This is a genomic window from Promicromonospora sp. NPDC052451 (assembly GCF_044547525.1).
Lineage (GTDB): Bacteria > Actinomycetota > Actinomycetes > Actinomycetales > Cellulomonadaceae > Promicromonospora.
Map to the genome: position 1 here is coordinate 177,037 of NZ_JBIUAP010000011.1, position 22,223 is coordinate 199,259.

Annotated in this window: 18 protein-coding genes; 9 read left to right on the plus strand and 9 right to left on the minus strand. The window is 74.4% G+C overall.

Going from position 1 to position 22,223, the window contains the following annotated elements; all coding sequences use genetic code 11:
* Window positions 1–25: 25 nt before the first annotated feature.
* Window positions 26–1,390: an NAD(P)-binding domain-containing protein gene (locus ACIG47_RS19525; protein ID WP_397432748.1), complete on the minus strand. Its 1,365-nt coding sequence runs from the start codon at window positions 1,388–1,390 to the stop codon at window positions 26–28.
* A gap of 146 nt (window positions 1,391–1,536) precedes the next feature.
* On the opposite strand from ACIG47_RS19525, the gene ACIG47_RS19530 reads away from it, so the two are divergent.
* Window positions 1,537–2,307: an IclR family transcriptional regulator gene (locus ACIG47_RS19530; protein WP_397432749.1), complete on the plus strand. Its 771-nt coding sequence runs from the start codon at window positions 1,537–1,539 to the stop codon at window positions 2,305–2,307.
* A gap of 33 nt (window positions 2,308–2,340) precedes the next feature.
* On the opposite strand, the gene ACIG47_RS19535 is transcribed toward ACIG47_RS19530, so the two are convergent.
* From ACIG47_RS19535 to ACIG47_RS19545, 3 genes are all read right to left on the minus strand, one after another.
* The gene (locus ACIG47_RS19535; protein ID WP_397432750.1) at window positions 2,341–3,279 is read right to left on the minus strand and encodes an aldo/keto reductase; all 939 of its coding nucleotides are present in this window, start codon (window positions 3,277–3,279) and stop codon (window positions 2,341–2,343) included.
* A 116-nt stretch (window positions 3,280–3,395) separates the two neighbouring features.
* Complete coding sequence (locus ACIG47_RS19540) at window positions 3,396–5,576, minus strand: ArnT family glycosyltransferase (protein ID WP_397432752.1); 2,181 nt, start codon at window positions 5,574–5,576, stop codon at window positions 3,396–3,398.
* Window positions 5,573–6,973, minus strand: a complete 1,401-nt coding sequence (locus ACIG47_RS19545) for a glycosyltransferase (protein WP_397432753.1) — start codon at window positions 6,971–6,973, stop codon at window positions 5,573–5,575. Before ACIG47_RS19545 ends, ACIG47_RS19540 begins: the two co-directional genes overlap by 4 nt.
* Before the next feature lie 157 nt (window positions 6,974–7,130).
* Here ACIG47_RS19545 and ACIG47_RS19550 point away from each other — a divergent pair, with 157 nt between their 5' ends.
* Genes ACIG47_RS19550 through ACIG47_RS19560 form a run of 3 tightly spaced genes read left to right on the plus strand, consistent with a single transcriptional unit; the run spans window position 7,131 to window position 9,949 of the window.
* Window positions 7,131–7,901: a response regulator transcription factor gene (locus ACIG47_RS19550; protein ID WP_397432754.1), complete on the plus strand. Its 771-nt coding sequence runs from the start codon at window positions 7,131–7,133 to the stop codon at window positions 7,899–7,901.
* Entirely contained in the window at window positions 7,894–9,447 is a 1,554-nt protein-coding gene (locus tag ACIG47_RS19555) for a sensor histidine kinase (protein ID WP_397432755.1), read from the plus strand. The genes ACIG47_RS19550 and ACIG47_RS19555 overlap by 8 nt, the downstream gene beginning before the upstream one ends.
* Before the next feature lie 49 nt (window positions 9,448–9,496).
* Entirely contained in the window at window positions 9,497–9,949 is a 453-nt protein-coding gene (locus ACIG47_RS19560) for a hypothetical protein (RefSeq protein ID WP_397432756.1), read from the plus strand.
* 5 nt (window positions 9,950–9,954) lie between these two features.
* Here ACIG47_RS19560 and ACIG47_RS19565 read toward each other — a convergent pair whose 3' ends face one another.
* A complete protein-coding gene (locus tag ACIG47_RS19565; protein ID WP_397432758.1) occupies window positions 9,955–10,422 on the minus strand; it encodes a MarR family winged helix-turn-helix transcriptional regulator in 468 nt (155 codons plus the stop codon).
* Between the two features lie 89 nt (window positions 10,423–10,511).
* Between ACIG47_RS19565 and ACIG47_RS19570 the strand changes: the two genes are divergently transcribed.
* A complete protein-coding gene (locus tag ACIG47_RS19570; protein ID WP_397432760.1) occupies window positions 10,512–11,441 on the plus strand; it encodes an SDR family NAD(P)-dependent oxidoreductase in 930 nt (309 codons plus the stop codon).
* A gap of 4 nt (window positions 11,442–11,445) precedes the next feature.
* On the opposite strand, the gene ACIG47_RS19575 is transcribed toward ACIG47_RS19570, so the two are convergent.
* On the minus strand, window positions 11,446–12,192 hold the full coding sequence (locus ACIG47_RS19575; protein ID WP_397432761.1) for an SDR family NAD(P)-dependent oxidoreductase: 747 nt from the start codon (window positions 12,190–12,192) through the stop codon (window positions 11,446–11,448).
* Between the two features lie 92 nt (window positions 12,193–12,284).
* Complete coding sequence (locus tag ACIG47_RS19580) at window positions 12,285–13,052, minus strand: SDR family oxidoreductase (RefSeq protein ID WP_397432762.1); 768 nt, start codon at window positions 13,050–13,052, stop codon at window positions 12,285–12,287.
* 88 nt (window positions 13,053–13,140) lie between these two features.
* Between ACIG47_RS19580 and ACIG47_RS19585 the strand changes: the two genes are divergently transcribed.
* A complete protein-coding gene (locus tag ACIG47_RS19585) occupies window positions 13,141–13,692 on the plus strand; it encodes a TetR/AcrR family transcriptional regulator (protein WP_397432764.1) in 552 nt (183 codons plus the stop codon).
* A 123-nt stretch (window positions 13,693–13,815) separates the two neighbouring features.
* Here the strand turns inward: ACIG47_RS19585 and ACIG47_RS19590 are convergent, their stop codons facing one another.
* A complete protein-coding gene (locus ACIG47_RS19590) occupies window positions 13,816–14,490 on the minus strand; it encodes a Pr6Pr family membrane protein (protein WP_397432766.1) in 675 nt (224 codons plus the stop codon).
* 37 nt (window positions 14,491–14,527) lie between these two features.
* On the minus strand, window positions 14,528–15,091 hold the full coding sequence (locus ACIG47_RS19595) for a dihydrofolate reductase family protein (protein ID WP_397432767.1): 564 nt from the start codon (window positions 15,089–15,091) through the stop codon (window positions 14,528–14,530).
* A gap of 225 nt (window positions 15,092–15,316) precedes the next feature.
* On the opposite strand from ACIG47_RS19595, the gene ACIG47_RS19600 reads away from it, so the two are divergent.
* From ACIG47_RS19600 to ACIG47_RS19610, 3 genes are all read left to right on the plus strand, one after another.
* Window positions 15,317–18,181, plus strand: a complete 2,865-nt coding sequence (locus tag ACIG47_RS19600) for a sugar-binding domain-containing protein (protein WP_397432768.1) — start codon at window positions 15,317–15,319, stop codon at window positions 18,179–18,181.
* Window positions 18,182–18,305: 124 nt separating this feature from the next.
* Window positions 18,306–20,729, plus strand: a complete 2,424-nt coding sequence (cofG, locus tag ACIG47_RS19605; RefSeq protein ID WP_397432770.1) for a 7,8-didemethyl-8-hydroxy-5-deazariboflavin synthase CofG — start codon at window positions 18,306–18,308, stop codon at window positions 20,727–20,729.
* Window positions 20,726–22,216: a flavin-containing monooxygenase gene (locus tag ACIG47_RS19610; protein ID WP_397432771.1), complete on the plus strand. Its 1,491-nt coding sequence runs from the start codon at window positions 20,726–20,728 to the stop codon at window positions 22,214–22,216. Before cofG ends, ACIG47_RS19610 begins: the two co-directional genes overlap by 4 nt.
* The last annotated feature ends 7 nt before the right edge of the window (window positions 22,217–22,223 follow it).

Consider the following 22,223-nt stretch of genomic DNA (forward strand, 5'->3'; position numbering starts at 1 on the left):
AGGACGGCTGGGTGGTGACTGCGGGTCAGGCGGGACGTTCGCCGAGGATCGTCCGGTAGCGGGTGGCCTCGTCCGCGAGGACGGCGCGCGCCCCGGCGAGGGTACGTGCCGCCTCGGCCAGCGGGACGACGATGACACCGTCGGCGTCGGCGACCACGACGTCGCCGGGGTGGACCACCGCTCCGCCGACCGAGACCGCCGTGCCGATGCGGTACGGGCCGGACTTGTAGGGGCCGGCCGGCGAGGAGCCGACGGCCCAGACCGGGAACCGGGCCTCCTGCAGCGCGGGGACGTCGCGGACGGCGCCGTCGATGATCATCCCGGCGATGCCGCGGTTGATCGCCCGGTGGGCGATCAGCTCGCCGATCAGGGCGCGGGCGGGGTGCCCGCCGCCGTCGACCACGAGCACGTCACCGGGACGCGCGACGGTCAGGGCCTGGTGGATGCCCTGGTTGTCGCCGGGGCGGCACAGGACGGTCAGCGCCCGGCCGGCGACGTGCGCGCCGGGCCACATGGTCCGTACGCGCGGGTCCACGACGCCGAGCCGGTCCCGGGCGTCGCCGATCGCGGCGGTGGGCACGCCGGAGTAGCCGGCGAGCAGGTCCTCCAGCCGGTCGGGTGCCTCGCCGGCGAACTGGCCGAGGTACCGGTGACGCTCCGCGGCCGCCGTCGTGACCACGGGGTTGACCCCCAGGGAGGACAGCAGCCCGGCCGCGGCCGCGGACTCGTGGGAGCGGCGCACGGCGTGCTTGCGCGTGCCGAGGTCGAGCCGGTCGGCGGCGGCGCGGCCGCCGGCGAGCTCTGCGGTGATCTGGTCCCGCACCCACGCCTCCTCGCCGGCGGCGACGCCGGCGTCGATCGCCTCGGTGATCACGGCGCCGAGGCCCTTCATGAAGACGGACCGCAGGATCTTGCGCCGCGTGGCGTCGCCCGGGTCGCCGCCCATCGCCTCGACGGGGGCGCCGAGCTCGCGGAAGGACGACGCGACGCCCGTGGTGGCCGGACCGGACACGAGCAGGGAGGTCCGCGGCCCGTTCTGGGGCACGGAGCCGATGACGGCGACGTCGGCGAAGCGCCCGCTCGCCCCGCCCAGCGCCGCCGCCACCTCGTGCTTGAGCTCGGGGGACGCGGCGTTCAGGTCGGCGTACAGCGCCTCGGGCGCCAGCGCCGGCGCCGCCTCGCGGGCCACGTCGACGGCGTGCGCGGCGGTGACCAGGCTGATCACCAGGTCGGCGCCGGCCACGGCGTCGGCCACGGAACCCGCTCGGCGGACGCCGGGCGGGGTGGCGGTGTCGCCGGGGTCGAACCCGGCGACCTCGGCGCCGGCGGTGGTGAACCCCTGCGCGTAGATGGTTCCTGCTTCGCCCAGGCCAAGTACTGCGAGCCTCATTGATCGCTCCTAGTTCTCATAGTGTGATAGCCACACTTGCTGTGCGAGATTTCTACGCAAGCGCTCGGAGCGACGTCAATCAGTGACCACCATGCGAGCGGTGCTCTCACACAGTGATAGCTTGTCCCGGCGACGAAGGAGGCGGCGTGAGCGAGACGAGCAACAGCCCGATGCGGTCGGTGCACCGGGCGTTCTCCGTGCTGAAGACCCTCGAGCTGGCCCAGCAGCCGCTGCGGCTGACCGACCTGGCGCAGCGCGCGGGATTCCATCTGGCCACGACGCAGCGCCTGGTCAACGTGCTGGTCGAGCAGGGTTACGCCAGCCGGAACAGCCACGGCTACACGGCCGGCCCCGCGGCACTGTCCACCGCGCACGCGTTCGCCACGACCAGTCCCCTGCGGCTCGTGGCCCGTCCCGTGCTCGAACAGCTCGCCGCCGCCACCGGCCTGACGGCCTCGCTGTACGTACGCATCCAGGACACCCGCGTGCTCATCGACCGCCACGAGGGCGGCAGGCGACCCGAGTACTCCCTGCCCATCGGCGAGCGGCTCCCCCTGTACCCCGGCGCGGCCGGCAAGGCCTTCCTCGCCGCCGACGACCTGACCACCGCCGTCGGGACGGCGACGGGTGGTGCGCCCTCGGTCCGCCTGGCCGACGGCACGGTCCTCGACGCCGACGAGGTCCGCGCCGACCTCACGGCGGCGCACGAGCAGGGATTTGCGGTCTCGGTGAACGAACGGCAGCTCGGCACGACCGCCGTCGCCGCGCTCATCACCGACGTGACCGACCGGCCGCTGGGCTCGCTCGGCCTCAGCGGCGCGACCAGCGCCATGACGGACGTGCACACGTCGCCGCTGCCCGGCGAGGTCTGCCGTGCCGCCCGGACCATCGGTGCGCGCGTACCGGCGGGCGGCTGACGTCACCGGTCCGGAGGCCGCGGACGCCTGGCGTCAGGCGTAGGCGCTGTCGTCCACCGGCGACGGCGCCGGCCCGAGCGCGTCGACCGCGTCCCACAGCTCGTCCGGGACCTGGGTCGCGACGAGCCGGTCGAGCTGCGCCCGGCGCCCCGGCGACGCGACGCCGACCACCGTCGAGTCGACCAGCGGCGAGCGCAGCGAGTAGTGCAGCGCCACGGCCGGCAGGGACACCCCGTGAGCCGCGCACGTCTCCTGCAGCCGTCGCGTCCAGGCCAGCAGGTCGGCACCCGCGGGCCGGTAGTCGTACACGGCGCCGTCGTGCGGGCCCTTGGCGAGCAGGCCCGAGCCGAACGGCGCCGCGTTGAACACGGTCATCCCTCGCTCCTTGGCCTCCGCGAAGACGGGGGCTGCCGACTGGTCGACGAGCGTGAACCGGTTGTGGATCAGCACGGCGTCGAACACGCCGGTCCGCACGTACCTGGCCATCAGGGGTACCGGAGCCGCGGCGACGCCGATCGCCCCCACCCGCCCCGCCTCGCGCAGCTCGACGAGCCCCTCCACCGCGCCACCGGGGCCGACCGCCTCCTCGAACGTCACCGAGTACGGGTCGTGCAGGTGCAGCAGCGGCAGGTGGTCGACGCCCAGCCGCGCCGTGGTCTCGTCGAACGAGCGCAGCACGCGGTCACGGTCGAACACCCGCGTCCCGGGCTCGTGGTCGACCTTCGACACGACACGGGCGGCCGCCTCCGGTCCGAGGCGCGCCAGGGCCAGCCCGAGCACGGCCTCCGACCGGCCCCCGGCGTAGTTGTTGGACGTGTCCAGGAAGGTGTGGTCGCCGGCGAACAGGTCGAGCGCGACCTCGACCGCCGCCTCCTCGTCCGCGGACCCCGGCGCGGTGCGCGCACCGAGTCCCGACGTACCGAGCGTGACCGGGCCGGCGCCGATCGTGGCGGTGCGCATCTCCTGGGTCATCGGCCTCTCCTCGACGATCGTGGGCGCCGCGAGCGCCCGGTCGGTGGTCGCGCCTCGCGACGCGACCACCGACCGTACCCCGAGGACGCCGCCGCGGGGTCGAACCCGACCGAAGGTCAGACGTCCGCCGTCCCCGTCCCCGTCGACGGCGCGGCCGCCGCACCGGTCAGGTCGTACAGGGTGACGCCGTCGACGGTCGTCGCCGTGAAGTTCTCCTCGACCCACGCGGCGATCTCGCTCGACGACGACGATCCGCCGTTCTGCCCGCCGAAACCGCCCCCGCCCACGAACCAGTGGATCTCCCCGGCGGCGACGTACGCCTGGAACTGCTCCAGGGTGGGCGACGGGTCGGACCCGTTGAAGCCACCGACCGCCATCACCGGCTGCTCGGTCTCGAGCTGGTACGACGCCGCGTTCTGCGAGCCCACGGCCGCCGCGGCCCAGGTGTACCGGTCGGCGTCCTGGAGCAGGAGGGCGGCGACCTCCTCGGACACCTCAGCGCCGTTCAGCAGGCCACCCATGCCACCGGCCATGCCGCCCGTGCCGTCGGCCCCGGTCGGCGGCTGACCCATCAGCCCACCGGTCGGCGGCTGACCCGTCTGCCCGCCGGTCGGTGACTGACCCGTCTGCCCGCCGGTCGGTGGCTGACTCGTCTGCCCGCCGGTCGGTGGCTGACCCATCTGGCCCCCGCCGGCCTGACCGCCGGCACCAGCCATCCCGCCCCCAGGCGTCCCTCCCCCGGGCATCCCGCCGCCCATGCCCCCGAACCCGCCCGACACGGACGGCCCCGCGGTCACGATCGACCCGGCGTGCGGCGTGGCGACCGTCTGCAGCGTGTACGCCGCCGGTCCGGCGAGGTCGGCCACCAGCGCGAGCGCCGCCCCGGCCCGCGCCACCGCGGCCCGCCCCGGGCGCACGGCCGCCGCGACCAGCGCCAGCGTGCCGAGGGCGCCCACGGCCAGGACGGTCCAGCGCAGCCACGGCAGCCAGTCGGCGCTGCGCCCGAGGAGCACCACCGCCCACGTCGTCGTCGTGCCGCTCGCCGCCGCGAGGAGCCAGAGCGCCCACGGGGCGTGCCGCTCGCCCCACAGGGTCCAGCCGCCCATCCCGACCAGGGCCGCGACCGGAGCGGCCAGCGCCACGGTGTAGTAGGCGTGGAAGATGCCGGCCATGAACGAGAACGTCAGGGCGGTGACCAGCAGCAACGACAGCCAGCCCAGCACGGCGGCACGCCGGACGTCGGTGCGGGGCGCCCGGCGGCGAGCCCACAGCGCACCCGCCGCGAGGATCAGGGCGGCGGGCACGAGCCACGTGATCTGGCCGCCGTTCTCGGCGTCGAACAGGCGGGTGAGACCGGTGGAGCCGCCGAACCCACCGCCCATGCCGCCGCCCCCGCCGACGGAGCCCTCCTCGTCGCCGGTGATGCGCCCCAGGCCGTTGTAGCCGAACGTGAGCTCCAGGAACGAGTTGGTCTGCGAGCCGCCGACGTACGGCCGCATCGAGGCAGGCACGAGCTCGACGAGTGCCACCCACCAGCCGCCGGCCACCACCATGGCCGCGATGCCGAGCAGGCTGTCCCGGATCCGCCGGCCGAGGCCCACCGGCGCCGCCCCGAGGAACATCAGCGCGAGGCTGGGCAGCACGAGGAAGGCCTGGAGCTGCTTGGTGAGGAACGCGAGCCCCACCAGGGCGCCGGCGAGCACCATCCACCGCGTGGTGCGGGGTCCCTCGACCGCGCGCAGCACGGCCGCCACGGCGCCGGTGAGCAGGAGCAGCAGGAGCGCGTCGGGGTTGTTGAAGCGGAACATCAGGGCCGCGACCGGGGTCAGGGCGAGGACGGCGCCCGCGAGCAGGGCGGCCCGGGCGGAGAACGCGCGGCGCACCGTCGCGTACAGGACGCCGACGGTGGCCACGCCCATCAGCGCCTGCGGCACCAGGATCGACCACGACGAGAGTCCGAACAGCCGCACCGACAACGCCATGACCCACAGTGAGGCGGGTGGCTTGTCCACGGTGATGGCCCCGGCGGCGTCGGACGCCCCGTAGAGGAAGGCCGTCCACGACTCGGAACCGGCCTGCACGGCCGCGGAGTAGAACGAGTTGGCCCAGCCGGAGGCCGACAGCCCCCACAGGTAGAGCAGCGCCGTGACGAGCAGCAGACCGAGCAGCGCGGGGCGCTCCCAGCGCGCCCGGGTCGCGTGGTCCGGCGCCTCGGGGGCGGCGTCCGCGGTCGGGCGGACGAGGACGGGGACGCCGGGGCCGGCGAGCGCCGGGGCGACGTGTGCTGGGGTGGTCATGAGGGGTTCCCTTCGGAGGCGGGGGCGGGCGCGCCGGTCCGGGCGGGTCCCGCGGTGGTCGGTGCCGGTGCGGACGCGCGGTCGGCCGGTAGGGCGGACGGAGCCGGCCCGGTGCCGGCCGGGACAGCCGCGGCGCGTGGGCGGAAGACCCACACGCGCAGCAGCACGAACCGCAGGAGGGTCGCGACGAGGTTCGCCGCGACGAGCACGGCCAGCTCGACGGCACGGCCGGTGTCGGGCGAGACGGTGTGGAGCAGCCACAGGGACCCGGCGGTCAGCGTCCAGGCCAGGCCGAAGACGACCAGCCCTTGCCCGTGGTGGGTGCCGAGCCGGTCCGGACCGCGCACCCCGAACGTGACGCGGCGGTTGGCCGCCGTGTTGGCGACGGCCGTCAGCACCAGGGCGGTGAAGTTGGCCGCCTGGGGCCCGGTGACGCCCGCGAGCAGCAGGTAGAGCAGCACGTAGGCGACGGTGCTGGCGACCCCGACGAGGCCGAACCGGACGAGCTGGTGCAGCAGCAGGGCGCGGCGGGGTTCGAGCGCGGCCGCGGCGTCCGGCCCGGCGCCCGGTGCCCAGACGGCGCCGGGCAGGTGGGCGCGCACCTCGGCGAGCGGCAACCGCCCCGAGACCAGGTCGCGGGCCAGGCGCGCGATGCCCCGGAGGTCCGCCAGCGCGGTGGCGACGATGTCGACCCGGCTGTCCGGGTCGTCCACCCAGTCGACGGGCACCTCGTGGATGCGCAGGCCCGCCCGCTCGGCCAGCACCAGCAGCTCGGTGTCGAAGAACCACTGCGTGTCGGCGACCAGCGGCAGCAGCGCACGGGCGGCGTCGGCCCGGATGGCCTTGAAACCGCACTGCGCGTCGGTGAACCGGGCGGCGAGCGTGCCGCGCAGCAGCATGTTGTACCCGCGGGAGATGATCTCGCGCCGCGGCCCGCGCACGGTGCGCGAGCCGCGAGCCAGCCGGGTGCCGATCGCGAGGTGCGAGTGGCCGGAGACCAGGGGTGCGACCAGGGGCAGCAGGGCCGACAGGTCGGTCGACAGGTCGACGTCCATGTAGGCGAGCACCTGCGCGTCGGAGGCGAGCCAGGCGGTGTGCAGCGCACGGCCGCGGCCCTTGGCGTCCAGGTGGAGCACGTGGACGCCGTCGAGCTCCGCCAGGAGGCGCTGCGCGACGGCGAGGGTGCCGTCGGTCGAGGCGTTGTCGACCACGGTGATCCGCGCCGGGTAGGGGAAGCGGGTGGTCAGGTAGGCGTGGGCGGCACGCACCGCACGCTCGAGCCCGCGTTCCTCGTTGTAGACGGGGATCACGAGGTCGAGCACGGGTGCGCCGGGCGGCAGGTCGGTGACGTCGGGAGCCGGCCGGGGACCGGCGTCGGAGGAGAGCGATGAGTTCATGCCGACGATCGTTCGCGGCCGACCCCCGGGTGAAACTGTGGCCGGCCTATGCATCTCATGTGCGTGCCGGAGTCGCGTCCGGAGTCATGCCCGGAGTCATAGGCAACGCACAGGCGCGGCACAGGATGGTCACCGGTTGCGGGGACATCGTGGGTCGATGACCACGACCAGCCCGGCCGCCGGCCACCCCCACCAGCCCCGCCTCAGCCGGCCCGACGGCTCACCCGTCCGGGTGCTCGTGGTGGACGACGAGCCCAACCTCACCGAGCTGCTCACGTCCGCGCTGCGCCTGGAGGGCATGGACGTCTCGGCGGCCCACGACGGCATCTCGGCGGTTCGCACGGCACGCGCGACCGGCCCGGACGCCGTCGTGCTGGACATCATGCTCCCGGACACGGACGGGTTCACCGTGCTGCGGCGGCTGCGTGCCCTGGACGACCGGATGCCGGTGCTGTTCCTCACGGCGCGGGACGCGGTCGAGGACCGCGTCGCCGGGCTCACCGCGGGCGGCGACGACTACGTCACCAAACCCTTCAGCCTCGAGGAGGTGGTCGCCCGGCTGCGCGGCCTGCTGCGCCGGCGCGGCGCGACCACCGACGCCCAGAGCGCCGTCATCGTCGTCGGCGACCTGGAGCTCGACGAGGACGCGTACGAGGTGCGGCGCGCAGGCGCGGAGATCCAGCTCACGGCCACCGAGTTCGAGCTGCTGCGCTACCTGATGCGCAACCCGCGCCGGGTCCTGTCCAAGGCGCAGATCCTCGACCACGTGTGGCACTACGACTTCGGCGGGCAGGCGAACATCGTCGAGCTGTACGTGTCCTACCTGCGCCGCAAGATCGACCGGGGGCGCGAGCCCATGATCCACACGCTGCGCGGGGTCGGGTACACGCTCCGGCCGGCCAACGGCGCGCAGGCGGCTCGTGGCTGACGCCCCGCGGCCACGACGAGCCGTCACCCTGCGACGACGGCTGGTGCTCGTGCTCGCGACCGTCGTGCTGGCCGTGACCGTCGCCCTCGCGGTGGCCTCGACGGCGAGCCTGCGCTCGCAGCTCGTGGACCGGCTCGACGGCGACCTGGACCAGGCGAGCCAGGCGCTCTCCCGTGGGCCCGCGCGGCCGCCGTCCGGCGACGAGACACCCGTGTCCCCACGCCCGGACGACGGCACGCCGCCCGCGTTCCCGCCCGGCCTGAGCCCCGGGAGCGTGGTCGTGCGCTACCTCGACGGCGAGCCCGTGCTCGCCGACCACGTCACCGCCTCCCTGGACCGGGAGGACCTCGACGACGGACAGGTGGCCGAGCTCCTCGCAGTGCCCGCCGACGGGCGCGCGCACGACGTGCAGCTCGGTGGCCTCGGTTCGTTCCGTGCGGTGCACCGCACCACCGACGACGGGCAGCCGGTCGTCGTCGCCGCGAGCACGAGCACCGTGGACGCGACCGTGCGGAGCTACGTCCTGGTCGAGACCGCCCTGGGTGTGACGGCGGTGCTGGCCGCCGTCGTCGTCGGCGCGTGGCTCGTGCGTCGCTCCCTGCGCCCCCTCGACGGCGTCGCGGACGCCGCGCGTCAGGTCTCCGAGCTCGAGCTGTCCCGGGGCGCGATCGGCACCATCCCCCGTGTACCCGAGAACCTCACCGACGAGCGGACCGAGGTCGGGCAGGTCGGCGCCGCCCTGAACCGCATGCTCCAGAACGTGGAGACCTCGCTCCAGGCCCGGCACGACTCCGAGACGCAGGTGCGCGGTTTCGTCGCGGACGCGAGCCACGAGCTGCGCACGCCCCTGACCTCGATCCGCGGCTACGCCGAGCTCGTGCACCGGTCCGCCGAGGAGCTCCCGCCCACCGCGGCCCGCTCGCTGGACCGCATCGAGTCCGAGGCGGTGCGCATGACGGCCCTCGTCGAGGACCTGCTGCTGCTGGCGCGGCTCGACGCCGGACGCCGGCTCGACCGTGCGGCGGTGGACCTCGCGGCCCTTGCCGTCGGCGCCGTCATGGACGCGCACGTGGCGGGCCCGGACCACACCTGGACGCTGCACCTGCCGGACGGCCCGGCCGACGCGGCGGGCGACCTGCTCGTGACCGGCGACGAGGCCCGGCTCCAGCAGGTCCTCGCGAACCTGCTCGCCAACGCGCGCACGCACACCCCGGCCGGCACCCACGTGGACGTGCGGCTCGGGCGCACCGGCGACGCCGTCCGGCTCACCGTCACCGACGACGGCCCCGGCATCCCGGCGGAGCTGCGCGGCACGCTCTTCCGCCGCTTCACGCGCGGCGACACCGCGCGCAACCGTGCGGGCGGGTCGACCGGCCTCGGGCTCGCCATCGCCGAGTCGATCGTCACCGCCCACGGCGGGAGCATCGACGTGCGCTCCGCGACGACGGGCGAACCCGGACCGGCCGGGACCACGTTCACCGTGCGCCTGCCGCACCATCCCGGTCGTTGCAGGTTCCTGCAGGACGGCGGAGCCCCGGTCGGTTAGCGTCGAGGCGGCGCCGGGAACAGGTCCCGGCACGGACAGGGGGCTGGCGATGATGCGACGGATCATGGGGATGGCGCTGGGGCTCGTGCTGACGGCGACGGTGGGGCTGGTCACGGCCGCTCCGGCGTCGGCGTGGACCTACGAGTCGAAGAACTGCGTGGGCGACCTCGTCGACCGGTGCGTGTCACTGCGCAGGAACTCCGACGGCACGGTGTACGCCCGGGGGTCGGGCAGGGACGACGCGGACCGCCCCGGCGACTACAGCGTCCGGATGCTGCAGGTCTACTACTCCTACGTGCGCGACGGGAACCCGCCGGCCGGCACGACGGTCTCGACCGACGGTGACAGCGGCTGGAACGAAACCTACGAGTGGATCGCGACCCGGGCGCTCCCGGTGCCGTGCGGCACGAGCGTGGGCGCGAGCGCCAAGGTCGAGTGGATGGACGAGCGGACCAAGGTGCGCACCACCGGATGGGTGCACACCTCGGCCGTCATCTGCTGACGTGATCACTCCGCGGGCCAGGGCCGGCGTGTGCTCTCGCCCGCGGAGTTGAACGCCCGCAGCATGGCGGTGAAGGCGTCCAGCTCCTCGTCGCTCCACTGAGCGATGCGATCGCGAAGGCTGCTCCCCCGGAGGTCGAGAGCTCGCCGCACCCGTTCGCGCCCCGCCGGCGTGAGATCCACGACGACGGCTCGCCGGTCAGCCTGGTCCGGCGTGCTGTCCACCAGCCCCCGCTCACGCATCGTCTTCAAGAGGCTGCTGGCGGCGCTCCGGTCCATGCCGACCGCCTCCGCCACGACGCTCGGCTTGGCGCTCCCGTAGGCGTAGATCCAGCGGGCCAGGTGAAAGGCGGCCGGCTGCAGGTCGGGGTGGAAGGCGGCCGCGCTGCGCTCGGTGAGCACCCGGGACGCGCTCAGCAGCGCATTGAGCTGATCGCCCAGCGCACGCTCGCGGCGCTCGCGAGGATCGGACACCCGATCCAAGGTAGTGGACATATTCCCACCTCTCTTCTTATGATGGAAATATCTCCACTATATCCCGCACCGCGTCGCGAGGTCACCGCATGCCCACCGTCGTCATCACCGGAGCGACCAGCGGCCTCGGCCGCATCGCCGCCGTCGAGCTCGCCCGACGGGGCGCCCGACTCGTCCTGACCGCCCGGAACCCCTCGCGCGCCCGGGACACCGTCGCCGAGGTCCGTGCGACCACGCCGACGGCACGCGTCGAGGTGATTCCCGTCGATCTCTCCGCCATGGGAGACGTCGCTCGCGCGGGTGCGGCCATCACCGCCGCGCACCCGTCGATCGACGCGCTGGTCAACAATGCCGGCCTGCACGCCTTCCGCCAGCGCGTCACGGACGACGGGCTTCCCGAGATGATGGCGGTGAACTACCTCGCGCCCTGGCTCCTGACCCACACCCTCCTGCCGTCGCTGACCCGCACACCCGGTTCGAGGGTCATCAGCGTCGCTTCCGAGGCGTCACGACGACACGGAACGCTGACCCTGCCCCACGACCTCACCGACACCACACCGTTCACCGCGCGGGAGTCGTCGCTGGTCTACGGCAGGAGCAAGCTCCTGGACATCATGTTCAGCCTGGAGCTCGCCCGGCGGCTGAGCGACACACCCACGAGCGCGAACTGCCTGGACCCAGGCTTCAACGTCACAGGCCTGGGGCGCGAGCTGCGAGGCGCCGCCGCACTTGAGAGGACGCTCCGGGCGCTGCGCATCGGTGATCCGAGACGCGGAGCGGGACTCATCGTCCGCCTCGCCACCGATCCCGCCTTCGCCGGGGTCTCCGGCGGCTACTACACGGTCCGGCGCGCCCGCGCACTGACCCCGGTCGCACCCGCGGACGACCAGGACGCACGCGCACGCCTCTGGGACCAGACGGAGGAGCTCCTGCGACCGCACCTCCGGCCCACGACTGCAACACCGGCGAACCAGCCGCCTCCAGCGCGGACGCCGCCGGGGCGACGGCCCAGCGCCTGATGCCTCACGCGCCGTACCCACCGTCGATCCGCAGCACCGCACCGGTGACGTAGGACGCCTGCGGGCTGGCGAGGAAGACGACCCCCGCGGCGATCTCCTCCGGCCGGCCGTACCGCCCCAGGGCGGTCGTCGGCAGGAAGATCGCCGCTCCGGGACCGTCGGCCGGGTTCCCCTCGGTGTCGATGAAACCGGGCTGGATCACGTTCACGGTGATGCCGCGGTGCGCCAGATCACGTGCCGCACCGCGGCTGAAGCCCTCCAGGGCCGACTTCGTGCCCGCGTAGTACGCCATGCCGGGGAAGCCGGCACGAGCTGCCGCACCCGTGCTGATGCTGACGATGCGTCCGCCGTCGGGCAGCAGCGGGAGCGCAGCCTCGACAGCCGCCACGACGCTGGTGTAGTTGACGACGAGCTGCCGGTCGATGGCGGCCTGGTCGACCGGCTCACTGCCGACCACGCCTCCACCACTCGCGGCCGCGTTGTTGACCAGGACGTCCAGCCTGCCGAACCGCTCGGCCACGCGGCGGACCAGGCCGGCCGCCTGTGCCGCGTCCGCCTGGTCGGCCCGGAACGCGGCCGCACGCACGCCCTTCGCGGTCAGTTCGGCGACGACGGCCTCGGCCCGCTCCGCCGAGGAGAAGTAGCTGATCGCGACGTCGGCCCCCTCGTCCGCCAGCGCCAGCGCCGACGCCGCCCCGATCCCCCGCGACCCACCGGTCACGATCGCCACCTTGCCGTCGAGCTTACCCATGTGCTTCCTGCCTCCAGATAGTTCTTGACCGATTGGTCCACCATAAAGATGGTGGACCAATCGGTCAAGAATGCGCTCGGCGGCCGCCACCGTCAGCCCTGGCGCGTAGGCCGCACCACGATCTCGCCGATCTCGACGTCGTGCGGCTGCTCGACGGCGAACGCGATCGCCCGCGCGACCGCCGCGGGGTCGATGCCGAGCTCGGCCATGGTGCGACGCACCTCGTCGCGCACCTCCGGGAGCATGTCCATGGAGTCGACGAGCTCCGTGCGCACATAGCCCGGCGAGACGGCAGTGGTCCGCAGCACCCCGTCGGTGGACTCCTGGCGCAGCCCTTCGAGCAGGGTGCGCACCGCGTTCTTGGTGGCGGCGTAGAGCGCCTGGGTCGGCACGATCTTCAGGCCCGACGTCGAGACCGTGGTCACCAGGTGCCCCGCACCCTGGCGCCGGAAGACCGGCAGGGCGGCCGCGATCCCGTTCAGCACGCCGTTCAGGTTGACGTCGATCATGGCCTGCCATCCGTCGACGTCGAGGTCGGCCACCGGGCTGAGCCTGCTGATGCCGGCGTTGCCGACCAGCACGTCCAGCCGCCCGAACTCCTCGACGGCCTGCCCCACCAACCCCTCCAGGTCAGCACGCCGGGTCACGTCGACCGCACGCGAGACGGCCTGGCCGCCGCCGGCGCGGATCCGGCCCACGACATCGTTCAGCCGGTCGGTGCGCCGGGCTCCGAGCACCACGCTCGCGCCACGCTCGGCCAGCAGGAGCGCGGCGGCCTCACCGATGCCGCTGCTGGCGCCCGTGATCGCGACGACCTTGCCCGCGATTCCCGCCCCGCCCGGGGCTGTGCTCTGCTTCATGTCCTGCTCCTCGACGCTATCGTGGACACGTGTCCGTTTCCACGACCGTAACGGACACGTGTCCGTTTGTCGAGCAGCCGGAGAGCCCATGACCAGGACCGTCCGCAAGGACGCGGTGGAGAACCGCGCCCGCATCATCGAGGTCGCGCGGCGCGAGGTCGCCGCCTCCGGCACCACGGACCTGCGACTCAACGCGATCGCCAAGGAGGCCGGCGTCGGGCAGGGCACCCTCTACCGGCACTTCCCCACGCGCGAGGCGCTGCTGGTCGAGGTCTACCGGCAGGAGGTCGACGACCTGGTCGGGCTCGCCCCGCAGCTCCTGGAGGAGGCCGAACCCGTCGACGCCCTCGCGCGCTGGTTCGACCACGTCGCCGAGTACGCGCGGGTCAAGCGCGGCGTCCTGGCCGCCGTGGAGGCCTCGGTCTGGCGCGACCTGACGCACCACAGCCTCGGGCCCATCGGCGACGCGATCACCCTGCTGCTGGACGCGGGCAAGGCTGCCGGCCAGATCCGCGAGGACGTGGACGCCGGCGACGTGATCGTGCTGATCGGCTACCTCTCCCGGCTGGACCAGGACGAGTGGGACCGGCGTGCGCACCGGCCCCTGCACATCGTGCTCGACGGGCTCCGGCGGCGCTGACGCCACCCGGGCTTGCCCCTCCAGCGACGTGAGAAGGCGTCGTCCCCGCCGCCGACGCCGCACCCGCGGGTCATCGGTCCGCACCCTGCGCGACCTGGGTACGGGCCTGGAGAAGCGAGGGCGCTAGCCGCGGGGCGCGGCGCCGAGCGCGGGCACGTGGCGGTCGACCAGGAGCACCAGCCCGGTCAGCACGAGCGCGCAGGCCAGCACGGCGCCCGCGCCGGTCAGGGCGCCGCCGGCGCCCACCTGTCCGACGTCGAGGAACGGGTACGGGTACCAGCCGGTCACCGCACCCCGCACGAAGGTGTACCCGAGCCAGGCCAGGGGCCAGACGAACGCGAGCAGCACCGATCTCAGGCCCCACTGGGCCCGCGGTCCCCACAGCAGCCAGCCGAGGACGAAGAGCACCGGGCTCACGTGGTGGAACAGCGTGGTGGCGATCACCGCCTCGTCGCGCAGGACGATGCCGGGCGCGAGGACGAAGCTGAACACGATCCCGGTGACGGCGATGCTGAGCAGCGCGTCCAGCCGCACCACCCGCCAGACCAGACCGTCGCGCACCCGGCCGGCCGCCGTCGCCACGGCGACGACCAGCACCAGCACGTTGCTGGCCACCGTGAAGTAGCTGAACAGCCTGACGAACCGCACGCCGAGCGGGATGTCCGAGCCCGACTCACCGGAGTTGGCGTCCGCGCCGCCGGTGAACAGCAGGTAGAACTGCAGCCCGAACCCCACGGCCACCGTCACGGCGACCAGCAGGTACCAGAGGCGCATGACGGTGTGGTCCCTGGTTCGCACCGGACCACGCTAAGCGACCCCTACCCGGGCCGCCCGCTCAGCGACGCACCTCGTACCGGGTCGCCAGCACGCCGCCCGGGAACGTCCGCGTCTCCGTCAGCCTCAGGTCGGTCCGGCCGTCCAGCGGGGTGAAGAACCGCTGGCCGCCGCCCAGCAGGACCGGGTGGACGGCCAGCACGTACTCGTCGACCAGCCCGGCCCGTACGGCCGCGCCGGCGAGCGTCGCGCCGCCGATGGTCATCGGCCCGCCGTCCTCCGCCTTGAGCCGGGCGATCTCGGCGACCGCGTCACCGGACACCAGGCGGGCGTTCCAGCCGACCTCGGTGAGCGTCGAGGAGAACACCACCTTGGGTGTGTCCCGCCAGTTCTGCGCGAACCTGGACTCGGCCGGGGTCGCCCCCGGGTGCTGGTCGCCGGTCGGCCAGTGGGAGCTCATCGTCTCCCACAGCCTGCGCCCGTAGAGCGTCAGGCTGCTCGCCTCCTCCTGCTCGAGCCACCAGCCGAACAGCTCGTCGCTCGGGACGCTCCAGCCGATGTCGTCCCCGGGTGCGGCGACGTAGCCGTCCAGCGAGAGGTTCATGCCGTAGATCAGCGTGCGCATGTGCGTACCTCGTTCCTGGGTGGGGTCCCTGAGTGGGGTTCCTGGGTGGGTTCCCGGAGTGGTGGACCGCGACGGCGCGGCAGACTCATCGGCGCTCAGGTCAGCGCCGCGATCCGCGCCGGCTCCTCCCCCGATGCCCAGGCCCACCCCGGACCGTGGATCCGTCCAGGCAAGTGCGTGGGTTCGTCCCTTCAGCGGAGCCCGGGGCCGACCTAGTGTCGAGCCATGCTCACCGTTGAGTCCGCCACGCCACGCCCCGACGACCGCCCCGACGAACGGTGGTCCCTCGACCTGGCCGGCCGCTGGGCCTACGCCCTGGACCCCGAGGGCGTCGGGCACCTCGACCAGTGGTTCCGGCACGGTCTGCCCGGCACCCCCGCGACGGCCGAGCTGCCCGGCTCGCTGCAGCACCAGGGCATCGGCGACCCGGTCGGCGTGGACACCCCGTGGACCGGGAGCATCGTGGACCGCTCCTACTTCACCGACGACCGCTACGCCCCCTACCGCGAGCCGGGCGCCGTCTCCGTGCCGTTCTGGCTGCAGCCGCGGGTGTACTACCGCGGCGCGGCGTGGTTCCAGCGGGAGGTGCTGGTCCCGGAGCACTGGGCGGCCCGTGACGTCGTGCTGCACCTGGAGCGGGTGCACTGGGAGTCGACCGTGTGGCTGGACGACCACGAGGTCGGCACGGCGCGCAGCCTCACCACACCGCACCGCTTCGACCTGGGCCGGCTCGCACCGGGCCGGCACCGGCTGACCGTCCGCGTCGACAACCGGACCGTCGTCGACGTCGGGCCGAACGCCCACAGCGTCTCGGACCACACCCAGGGCAACTGGAACGGGATCATCGGCGAGCTGTCGCTCACCGCGGTGCCGGCGGTCACGGTCCGGCGGGTCCGCGTGGTGCCGGACGTCGCCGCCCGGTCCGCGCTCGTGAAGGTCGACATCGCGGCCGGCACGGCCGGTGCGGGCACGGGGACCGTGCGGGTCTCGGCGCGGCGGTTCAACGTGGCCGGCACGCACGAGGCCGGTCCGGTGACCGCCGCCTTCGAGGCGGAGCACAGCCGGGACCTGGGCGAGCGCGGGCTGACCGCCGGCGGCGCCCACGTGGACGTGCTCCTGCCGCTGGGGGCCGGCGCGGTCACGTGGGACGAGTTCGAGCCGGCGCTGTACGAGCTCACCGTCGAGCTGGTCGCCGACGTGCACGGGCAGGAGCACCGGGACGTGGCGCGCACCGTGTTCGGGCTGCGGGAGGTCGGCGTGGACAGCACGCAGGTGACGGTCAACGGCCGCCGGACCTTCGTGCGCGGCACCCTCGAGTCGTGCGTCTTCCCCCTGACGGGGTACCCGCCCACCGACGTCGCATCCTGGCGCCGGGTCATCGCCGTCTGCCGGGCGCACGGCCTGAACCTGCTCCGGTTCCACTCCTGGTGCCCGCCGGAGGCGGCGTTCACGGCGGCGGACGAGGCGGGCTTCTACCTCCAGGTCGAGGGCCCGGTGTGGGCCAACCAGGGGGCCGCGCTCGGGGAGGGCGGGCCGGTCGACGCCTTCCTGTTCGACGAGACCCGGCGCATCCTCGACGCCTACGGCAACCACCCGTCGTTCGTCATGATGGCGCACGGGAACGAGCCCGGCGGCCGGGACGCGGAGCTCCTGGCCACCTGGGTCACCACCTGGCGTACCTACGACCCCCGCCGCCTGTACACGAGCGGGGCGGGCTGGCCCGCCCTGGCCGAGAACGACTACGACAACATCCCCGACCCGCGCGCGCACCGCTGGGGCGAAGGCCTGGCCTCTCGCCTGAACGGACGCCCGCCCGAGACGGAGTCCGACTACGCCGAGTGGGTACGGTCGCGGCCCCGCCCGATCGTCAGCCACGAGATCGGCCAGTGGTGCGCCTACCCCGACCTCGGCGAGCGGGCGCGGTACACGGGCCTGATGGAGGCCCGCAACTTCGGCATCTTCGCCGACTTCCTGGACGAGGCAGGGATGGGCGACCAGGCGGAGGCGTTCCTGCACGCCTCGGGCAAGCTGCAGACCCTCTGCTACAAGGAGGACGTGGAGGCGGCCCTGCGCACGGCGGGGTTCGGCGGGTTCCACCTGCTCGGGCTCAGCGACTTCCCCGGCCAGGGCACGGCGCTCGTCGGTGTGCTCAACCCGTTCTGGGAGTCGAAGGGGTACGCGACCGCCGAGGAGTTCGCCCGTTTCTGCGGTCCCACCGTGCCCCTGGCGCGCCTGCCGCGGCGGGTGTGGTCCGCCGACGAGCAGATCCGGTTCGAGGTGCAGGTCGCGCACTTCGGCGCCGGGCCCCTGGAGGCCGACGTGCGCTGGAGCATCCTCGACGACGGCGGGGCGCAGCTCGCGGCCGGGACGATCGCCGAGCGGACGGCGATCCCGGTCGGCAACGACACCCGGTTCGCGCCGGTGCAGGTGCCCCCGCCCGCCTCCGGGGCGGCGCGGCTGACCCTCGTGGTCACCGTGGAGGACGCGTCCGGCGACCGGTTCGAGAACGACTGGGGCCTGTGGGTCTACCCGCCGGACCAGCACGTCGCCGTGCCGGACGGGGTGGTGGTCACCGAACGCCTGGACGAGGCCGTCCGGCACGCCGCGGACGGCGCGACGGTGCTGCTCGAGCTCGCGTCGGACGACATCGGCAACGACGTGGCCCTGGGGTTCACCCCCGCCTTCTGGAACACCGCCTGGACCGGGGGCCAGGCGCCGCACACCCTCGGGATCCTGCACGACCCGGAGCACCCGGTGTTCCGGCGCTTTCCCACGGACGGCTGGACGGACTGGCAGTGGTGGGAGCTGCTGCACGGCGCCCGGGCGATGCTGCTCGACGGCCTGCCGCGGGCGCTGCGCCCGGTGGTGCAGCCGATCGACACCTGGTTCGAGGCACGCCGGCTCGGCGCGCTGGTCGAGGCCCGGCTCGGCCGCGGCAGGATCATGGTCAGCTCGCTGAACCTCGACCCGGGCGGGGACCGCCTCGCGGCACGCCAGTTCCGGCGCGGCCTGCTGGAGTACCTGGCGGGCCCGGACTTCGCGCCCGCGCACACCGTCACGCCGGCCGAGCTGGAGAGCCTGCTGCGGTGAGGTCGCGTCGTCGGGCCGGGGCGCCGGTTCCCGGGCGCCCCCGTGGACGCCCCGCCCGATGACGTAGTGTCGCCTCGTCCCCTCCGGACCCTCACGATCCGGTTCCCGTACCCGAGGTGGGCTGATGACCGTTCCGCTGTCCCTGCGTGTTCCCTCCCGCGACGCCGACCAGCCACCTCCCCCGGAACCCGGCGTCCTGGCGGCGGCGCTCGGCCGGCTGGAGGACGGCGGGGGCGCGCCGCCCGGTCGCGCCGACGCCGAGCTGCTGCTGCACGCGCGCGACACCGACCTGGACCGGCTCCTCGCCGTGGCCGGGGCGCTCCGGGACGAGGGTCTGCGGGACGCGGGCCGGCCCGGCGTCATCACGTACTCCCGCAAGGTGTTCGTGCCGCTGACGCACCTGTGCCAGGACCGCTGCCACTACTGCATCTTCGTGCAGACGCCGGGCAAGCTCGCCAAGGCCGGCATCTCGCCGTACATGTCGGCCGACGAGGTGCTGGAGGTCGCCCGGCAGGGCGCCGCGCTGGGCTGCAAGGAGGCCCTGCTCACCCTCGGCGACCGGCCGGAGAACCGCTGGCCGGTGGCCCGGCAGTGGCTCGACGACCACGGCTACGCCTCGACGCTCGACTACGTGGGCCACATGGCGCGCCTGATCCTCGACGAGACCGGCCTGCTCCCCCACCTCAACCCCGGCGTCATGTCGTGGGCGGAGCTGCAGCGGCTCAAGCCGGTCGGCCCGTCCATGGGCATGATGCTGGAGACCACCTCGTCGCGGCTGTGGACCGAGAAGGGCGAGGCCCACTTCGGCTCCCCCGACAAGGACCCGGCCCTGCGGCTGCGCGTGATCGAGGACGCGGGCCGATCCCGCATCCCGTTCACCACCGGCGTGCTGCTGGGCATCGGCGAGAACTACGCCGAGCGCGTGGACTCGATCCTGGCCCTGCGCGACGCGCACGCCCGGCACGGTCACGTGCAGGAGGTGATCGTGCAGAACTTCCGCGCCAAGTCGGCCACGGCCATGATGGGCGCCGCCGACCTCGGGACGCAGGAGTACGCGGCCGCCGTCGCCGTCACCCGGGTGCTGCTCGGCCCCGGCATGCGGGTGCAGGCCCCGCCGAACCTGACCGACGCCGCCGAGCTCCAGCTCCTGGTGCGCGCCGGCATCGACGACTGGGGCGGCGTCAGCCCGCTCACCCCGGACCACGTGAACCCCGAGCGGCCCTGGCCGCACATCGAGGACCTGGCCCGGCTCACGGCCGAGGGCGGCTACGCGCTGCGCGAGCGCCTGACCGCCCACCCGCACTACCTGCGCGAGGCCCGCGCCGGCGCCGACTGGATCGACGACCGCCTCCGCGACCGCGTCCTGGCCCAGGCGGACGACTACGGCCTGGCCCGCCACGACGCCCTCCTGGGCGAGTTCCCCTCCTCCCCCGTCCCGCCCACGCCAGCCGCTTCGTCGAGTGCTGGACATTCGCCCTCCTCGGCGCCCCGGAAGGGCGGATACCCAGCACTCGACGGAGGCGGGCGGTTGGGGGCGTTGTTGAGCGATGTCCGGAGTGACCCCCGTGGGGCGGACGACGCCGCCTGGGTCGAGCTGCTCGGGGCCGACGGCGCCGACCTCGAGGACCTCACCGCGCTCGCCGACCAGGTGCGCCGCGAGCGGGTGGGCGACGCCGTGACCTACGCCGTGAACCGCAACATCGACGCGTCGCTGGGGCTGCCGCCCGAGCGGGTCGCCGAGCTCGCGGCCGAGGCCGTCGCGCTGGGCGCCACGGAGGTGTGCGCGCAGGGCGTGCCGCCCGCCGACCAGGGCGCCGACGCCTACCTCGACCTGGCCCGCGCCGTGAAGCGCGGCGGCCCCGGCCTGCACCTGCACGCCTTCCGCCCCGCCGAGCTCGCCGACGGCGCCGCTCGCGCGGGCCTGCCGCTCGCGGACTGGCTGGCCGAGCTGCGGGCGGCCGGCGTCGACACCGTGCCGGGCACCGGCGCGCGCATCCTCGACGACCGGGTCCGCGACCTGCTCACCGGCGGCACCGACATCCCGGCGGACCGCTGGGTCGAGCTCGTCGCCGCGGCACACACCGCGGGCCTGCGCTCGACGGCGACGATCGTGTACGGCCACGTCGAGTCGGCCCGCGACCAGGTGCGGCACCTGCGCACCCTGGCGCGCGTCCAGGACGCGACCGGCGGCTTCACCGAGCTGATCCCCATGCCGTGGCTCCCCACGGAGTCCCCCGTGCCGGTGTCCGGCGCCCGCGTCGCGACCCCGCGCGAGAGCCGCGCCCTGCACGCCGTGGCGCGCCTCCTGCTCGCGGGGCGCATCGACCACGTGCAGGCGGCCTGGACCAAGCTCGGCATGCGCGGGGCACAGCGCGTGCTCGCGGGCGGTGCCGACGACCTGGGCGGCGTGCTGCTCGACGGCGTGCTCGACCCCGACGCCGGCCCCGAACAGGGCCGCGAGCTCACGGTCGCCGACGTGACCCGGCTGGCCGCCGAGCTCGGCCGACCCGTCCGCCAGCGCACCACCACGTACGAGCAGGTGAGGTGACGACGGCGCACCCGGAGCACAGCGGCCCTGCCCACCCCGACGGCCCGGGCCCCGACGTCGACGTGGCGATCGTGGGCGCCGGGCTGGCCGGCGTCGGGCTCGGCGCCCGCCTCCGGCGCGCCGGACGCCCCGGCTTCACCGTCCTGGAACGGGCCGACGACGTGGGCGGCACCTGGCGCGACAACGTCTACCCGGGTGTCGCGTGCGACATCCCGAGCGCGCTGTACTCCTACTCGTTCCTGCCCCAGCCCGCCTGGTCGCGGGTGTTCGCCCCGGGCGCCGAGATCCACCGGTACGTCCGCGACGTGGCCCGCTCCGAGGGCCTGGACCCGCACCTGCGCCTGGGCACCAGCCTCACGGCCGCCCGCTGGGACGACGACGCCGCCGCCTGGCACCTGTCCACGTCCCGCGGGCCGCTGACGTCGCGGGTGCTGGTCACCGCCGTCGGGCGGCTCAGCGAGCCCCGCGTGCCCGACATCCCGGGGCTCGGCACGTTCCCCGGCCGCATGTTCCACTCCGCGCGCTGGGACGCCCGGTCGCTGGACGGGTTGCGGGTCGGCGTCGTCGGCACCGGCGCCAGCGCCGTGCAGCTTGTGCCCGAGGTGGCCGAGCGGGCGGCGTCCGTCGTCGTGCTGCAGCGCACGCCGCCGTGGGTGCTGCCGCGCGGCGACCGCGCGTACGCGCCCGGCGAGGCCCCGCCCGACCGGGCGGCGCTCGCGGAGGAGGCGGAGCACCTGTTCGACGCGCGCGTGGCGGGGAGCGCCGCCGAGGCGGTGCTGCGCGAGCAGGCCCGGGCGCACCTGCACGCCCAGGTGCCGGACCCGGCCCTGCGGGCGCTGCTCACCCCGGACTACGCCGTGGGCTGCAAGCGCGCGCTGTTCAGCGACGACTGGTACCCGGCCCTCCAGCGGCCGCACGTCACGCTGGAGCCCAGCGCCCCGGTGGCGGTCGAGGGGTCCACGGTCGTCGCGGCGTCGGGCGCGCGGTACGAGGTGGACGTGCTGGTGCTGGCCACGGGGTTCGAGACCACGCGCCCGCCGTTCGCGGACCTGGTGACGGGTCGCGACGGGCGCACGCTGGCCGAGCACTGGGTGGACGGCATGACGAGCCACGCCTCCACGGTGGTGCACGGGTTCCCGAACCTGTTCGTGCTGGACGGCCCCAACGCGGGGCTGGGGCACCACTCGGCGCTGGAGGTGATCGAGGCGCAGATCGGCTACGTGCTCGGCGCGCTCGACCACCTGGACGCGACCGGCGGCCCGCTGGAGGTCTCGGCGGCGGCCGAGGCCGCGTACACCCGCGAGGTGGACCGGCTGGCCGCGGGGACGGTGTGGCTGCGGGGCGGCTGCCGGAGCTGGTACGTCGACGAACGGTCGGGCCGGCTCACGCTGCTGTGGCCCGGGCGGGCGAGCGAGTTCCGTGCGCGGTTCGGCACGTTCGACCCGCTGCCGTTCACCGCGGAGCCGTCGCGGGCGGCCTCGCCATAGGTCAGCG

Excerpts from the sequence above, each read along its gene's own strand:
- ACIG47_RS19525 (WP_397432748.1), bottom strand. The coding sequence starts at position 1,390 with ATGAGGCTCGCAGTACTTGGCCTGGGCGAAGCAGGAACCATCTACGCG.
- ACIG47_RS19535 (WP_397432750.1), bottom strand. The coding sequence starts at position 3,279 with ATGACCCAGGAGATGCGCACCGCCACGATCGGCGCCGGCCCGGTCACG.
- ACIG47_RS19540 (WP_397432752.1), bottom strand. The coding sequence starts at position 5,576 with ATGACCACCCCAGCACACGTCGCCCCGGCGCTCGCCGGCCCCGGCGTC.
- ACIG47_RS19545 (WP_397432753.1), bottom strand. The coding sequence starts at position 6,973 with ATGAACTCATCGCTCTCCTCCGACGCCGGTCCCCGGCCGGCTCCCGAC.
- ACIG47_RS19550 (WP_397432754.1), top strand. The coding sequence starts at position 7,131 with ATGACCACGACCAGCCCGGCCGCCGGCCACCCCCACCAGCCCCGCCTC.
- ACIG47_RS19560 (WP_397432756.1), top strand. The coding sequence starts at position 9,497 with ATGATGCGACGGATCATGGGGATGGCGCTGGGGCTCGTGCTGACGGCG.
- ACIG47_RS19570 (WP_397432760.1), top strand. The coding sequence starts at position 10,512 with ATGCCCACCGTCGTCATCACCGGAGCGACCAGCGGCCTCGGCCGCATC.
- ACIG47_RS19575 (WP_397432761.1), bottom strand. The coding sequence starts at position 12,192 with ATGGGTAAGCTCGACGGCAAGGTGGCGATCGTGACCGGTGGGTCGCGG.
- ACIG47_RS19580 (WP_397432762.1), bottom strand. The coding sequence starts at position 13,052 with ATGAAGCAGAGCACAGCCCCGGGCGGGGCGGGAATCGCGGGCAAGGTC.
- ACIG47_RS19585 (WP_397432764.1), top strand. The coding sequence starts at position 13,141 with ATGACCAGGACCGTCCGCAAGGACGCGGTGGAGAACCGCGCCCGCATC.
- ACIG47_RS19595 (WP_397432767.1), bottom strand. The coding sequence starts at position 15,091 with ATGCGCACGCTGATCTACGGCATGAACCTCTCGCTGGACGGCTACGTC.
- ACIG47_RS19600 (WP_397432768.1), top strand. The coding sequence starts at position 15,317 with ATGCTCACCGTTGAGTCCGCCACGCCACGCCCCGACGACCGCCCCGAC.
- cofG (WP_397432770.1), top strand. The coding sequence starts at position 18,306 with ATGACCGTTCCGCTGTCCCTGCGTGTTCCCTCCCGCGACGCCGACCAG.